The sequence below is a fragment of the Bernardetia sp. genome (assembly GCF_020630935.1).
Lineage (GTDB): Bacteria > Bacteroidota > Bacteroidia > Cytophagales > Bernardetiaceae > Bernardetia.
In genome coordinates, this window is record NZ_JAHDIG010000132.1 from 1 (window position 1) to 4483 (window position 4483).

Genomic DNA, 4483 nt, shown 5'->3' on the forward strand with positions numbered 1-4483 from the left:
TAAATTCCTTTTTACAACTCCACTTTCTTATAAACAGAGAGTGGAGTTTTTTTAGTTGGATGTTTTGTAAACTTTTTACTTGTTCTGTGCCTCACAGAACAGCAAATATCTATTTATGCTCAGTACTTTAACAAAGTATGATGAGCATTTGTATTTTATGTTTGGTACAGACTATCGTCGGTCAGACACCGACAATGAAGAAATAGACACAATTTATTTTTGCTAAATCACTAACAGTCAGACCTATACAAAATCGTTATAACCTGTATTGAGCAAAGAAATTAGATATACATTTGAATTGGTAATTATTTTTTATTTATATTGTAAACACTATTAGTTATTTATTAAATTAATAGTGTTTTTTTATATAAAACAAAGTGTATTTCCAAGTTTTGTCCAAATTTTAGACTATTGAATAATTTTGGCTTTTCAAAAACTAAATAAATGAACATCACACAAATAGAAAACAATCTTACCAAACTGATAAAAAACTTCAAGAAAGAATCTTTCATTTATCAACTGCTTTTGGCATATAATTTACCCAAAGCCACCATCACAAGGCTAAAAAAAGGAACTGCCAACCTTTCCAAAATAGAAGGCGAAATATCCCTCAAAAAAAAGCTCTTTTTTAAAGAAATCTATAACCAAGACTTACACCTTGCTATCAGTAATCTAGCAAAAGAAATCAAGCACGACCAACGTTTTGTTATCGTTACAGATTATGATACTTTTTTGGCAAAAGACACCAAAACAAATGCAACACTTGATATTCAATTAAAAGAACTTCCAAAACACTACGATTTTTTCTTGCCGTGGGCAGGAATGGAAAAAGCACAACTCCAAAACGAAAACCCTGCTGATGTAAAAGCTGCTGTCAAGATGGCAAAGCTCTTCGATGAAATAAAGAAAGATAATGAAGATACTTCCACAGAATTTATTCAAGAACTCAATGTGTTTCTTTCAAGATTACTTTTTTGCTTTTTTGCAGAAGACACCAATATTTTTCAAGACAATCAGTTTACAAATGCCATTGCTTCGCACACCCAAACCGACGGAAGCGACCTAAACAACTATTTGGATAAGCTCTTTGAGGTGCTAAATACTCCTCAAAACAATAGAAAAGAGTTGCCTGCCTACCTAGATGCTTTTCCGTATGTCAATGGTGGTTTGTTTGCCAAAAAACATAAAGTTCCTAAGTTTTCGGCAGCTTCAAGAAAAACACTTTTAGAAAGTGGAAACCAAGACTGGTCGGCTATCAACCCAGATATTTTTGGTTCGATGTTTCAAGCTGTCATTTCAGAAGACCAACGAGGAAGCCTAGGGCAACACTACACTTCTGTTCCCAATATTATGAAAGTCATTGAGCCTTTATTTCTAAATGAGCTCAAAGAAGAATTTGAAAAGGCGAAAGGAAACGATAAAAAACTTAGTGCGCTCTTGAAAAGACTGCAAAGCATAAAAATATTTGACCCTGCTTGTGGAAGTGGTAATTTTCTGATTATTGCCTACAAAGAACTCCGAAAACTAGAAATGGAGATTTTTAAAGAAACCAAAACACTCGCTCTCTCTCAAATCTCACTCTCTAATTTTTATGGAATAGAACTAGACGATTTTGCTCAAGAAATTGCTATTCTTGCCCTTTGGCTGACCAAACACCAAATGGATGTAGTTTTCTTTAAAGAATTTGGAAAAACCAACCCCACGCTTCCCCTCACAGAAGCTGGAAATATCGTACAAGGAAACGCCTGCCGATTAGACTGGGAAAAAGTCTGTCCGAAAAAGGAAAACGATGAGATTTATATCTTGGGGAATCCTCCGTATTTGGGATATAGCGTTCAAAATTCTTCTCAAAAAGAAGATATGAGTATTGTTTTTAAAAGTATAAAAAAAGAGTACAAAAGCTTAGACTATATTAGTTGTTGGTTCTACAAAGGAGCAAATTTTATACATAAAACTAATAGCCAATGTGCATTTGTTAGTACAAATTCAATTTGCCAAGGAGAACAAGTTGCTTTATTATGGTCACATATACTTGCTATTTCTATTGAAATTGGATTTGCATATACTTCATTCAAATGGATTAATAATGCTAAACACAATGCAGGAGTTATATGTGTAATCGTAGGACTTAGAAATAAATGTAACAAACAAAAATATATATATGAAAAAGGTATAGGACAAAGTGTTCAAAATATTAGCCCTTATCTCACTAGAGGTAATGATTTGTTTGTTGAAAAACGAAGTAATCCACTTTCACCTCTTCCAAAAATAGGATATGGTAGTTCTGCTTTGGATGGAGGTTCTTTAATACTTTCGACAGAGGAAAAGGAAAAGTTGATATTAAATTATCCCGAAGCAGCAATTTATGTGTTGCGAATAATGGGTTCTCAAGAATTAATTAAAGGGATAGATAGATGGTGTTTATGGATTGAAGATTCCCAAATTGAGAATGTGAACAAAATCCCACCTATTAAAGATAGAATACTTCAAGTTGAAAACTTTAGAAAAAAATTGGTAATTTTTGGTTGAAAAAAAAGAAACCTTTAGAAAAAAAAGTAAGAGAAAATCTACAGTAAAAGCAGCCTCCACACCGTACAAGTTTGGTGAGGCACGGTTTACAAAGGGTTCATTAATGATAATGCCAAAAGTTTCGTCTGAAAGAAGAGATTATATTCCATTAGGATATTTTGATTCGGATATAGTTGTGATGGATAAGGCATTTCCTATTTATAATGCAGAGCCTATGCTTTTCTCAGTCTTATCATCTAAAATGAAGATGGCTTGGATCAAAACAGTTTCAGGTAGATTAAAATCAGATTATAGTTATTCATCTTCAATTTGCTACAACACCTTCCCTTTCCCCTCAATATCAGAGAGAAGAAAAGACGAACTCACACAATGTACATTAGCTATTTTGGATGAGCGAGCCAAGCATTCAGAAAAAACACTAGCAGAGCTATACGACCCAGATAAAATGCCAGAGGGTTTGAGAGAAGCCCACCATCAAAACGATTTGGCTGTGGAGCGTTGTTATCGCAGTACGCCTTTTAGTAGTGATGAAGAGCGTTTGGAGTATCTATTTAAGCTCTATGAAAAAATGATACAAGAAGAAAAAGACAAAAACACGCTTTTTGAGAAAGAGAAAAAGAAGAAAAAGAAAAAATAATTATGAATGTAATTTCATCGTATCAAATAATTTTATATTTAATTATTTTTCTAATTAGTACAACGTTTCAAAAGTTAGCTATTTTTTTATCGGTCTGTCTGCTCTAACGAGACTGACCTTACTTTAATCTTAGGTCAGCCCGATAGGGCAGTACCGAAGGAAACACTCAATTAATTGATAGTCAATTAATTCGTAATTTTTAATTCGTAATTATTTCAATTATGCCAAATCTAGTAAACGTAACCTACAATCAAACAGGAAATAGCAAAAACACCAATCAGTACGGAATGCGTCAGATGCAAGAACGTGCTTTTGAGCATCGTGATGCACAGTATATGCTTCTCAAATCGCCTCCTGCTTCTGGAAAGTCAAGAGCGTTGATGTTTTTGGCATTGGATAAGCTCATCCATCAAGGCATCAAAAAAGTAGTGGTGGCTGTTCCAGAGCGTTCGATTGGAAGTTCGTTTTCTCCAACCGATTTAAAAACGTTTGGTTTTTTTGCCAATTGGTCGCCCAATGAAAAATACAATTTGTGTACGGCAGGCAGCGACGGCAGCAAAAGCAAAGTCAGTGCTTTTCATCAGTTTATGGAGGAAGACAACGAGGAGCAGATTCTGATTTGTACGCACGCTACATTGCGTTTTGCGTGTGAGGGTTTGGAAGAAAGCAAGTTTGATAATGTTTTGCTTGCCATAGACGAATTTCATCACGTTTCGGTAGCTGGCGATAATCGTTTGGGAGAGATTTTGAAAAACATTATGGATAAGTCAAAGGCGCATATTATAGCCATGACAGGTTCTTATTTTAGAGGCGATAGCATTCCGATTTTGCTTCCAGAAGATGAGGCGAAATTTACGAAAGTTACTTATAATTATTACGAGCAGCTCAACGGTTACAATTATCTCAAAACCTTAGGCATTGGGTATCATTTCTATCAAGGAAAATATACCGATGCGATTATGGATGTTTTGGAAACTGATAAAAAAACAATTCTTCATATTCCAAATGTCAATTCAGGAGAATCTACCAAAGACAAACGCAACGAAGTAGATTTTATCATCGATGCGATTGGCGAAGTAGAAAGACAAGACAGCGAAACAGGTGTAATTTATGTCAAAACTCATGAGCATGGCAGAATTTTAAAAATTGCTGACTTGGTAGAAGATACACAAAAAGAAAGAGATAAAATTCAGAATTACCTTAGAAATGTAAAGTCAGCAGATGATATTGATATTATTATCGCTTTAGGTATGGCAAAAGAAGGTTTTGATTGGCCTTATTGCGAACACGCATTGACAGTAGGGTACAGAGGATCAT

At 34.6% G+C, this 4483-nt stretch carries 3 protein-coding genes; all 3 read left to right on the forward strand.

Translation table 11 applies throughout. The features are described from left to right. The first annotated feature begins 444 nt into the window (after positions 1-444). Positions 445-2529 (forward strand): class I SAM-dependent DNA methyltransferase, encoded by a 2085-nt coding sequence (locus QZ659_RS20115; RefSeq protein WP_291728828.1) that lies wholly within the window; start codon positions 445-447, stop codon positions 2527-2529. Beyond that, positions 2522-3166: a type IIL restriction-modification enzyme MmeI gene (locus QZ659_RS20120; protein WP_291728830.1), complete on the forward strand. Its 645-nt coding sequence runs from the start codon at positions 2522-2524 to the stop codon at positions 3164-3166. The genes QZ659_RS20115 and QZ659_RS20120 overlap by 8 nt, the downstream gene beginning before the upstream one ends. 221 nt (positions 3167-3387) lie before the next feature. Then, the coding region (locus QZ659_RS20125) for a DEAD/DEAH box helicase (RefSeq protein WP_291728832.1) at positions 3388-4483 on the forward strand (1096 nt) is incomplete at its 3' end.

Bases quoted from the DNA above. Each gene is read 5' to 3' on its own strand.
- QZ659_RS20115 (WP_291728828.1), top strand. From the start codon at position 445: ATGAACATCACACAAATAGAAAACAATCTTACCAAACTGATAAAAAAC.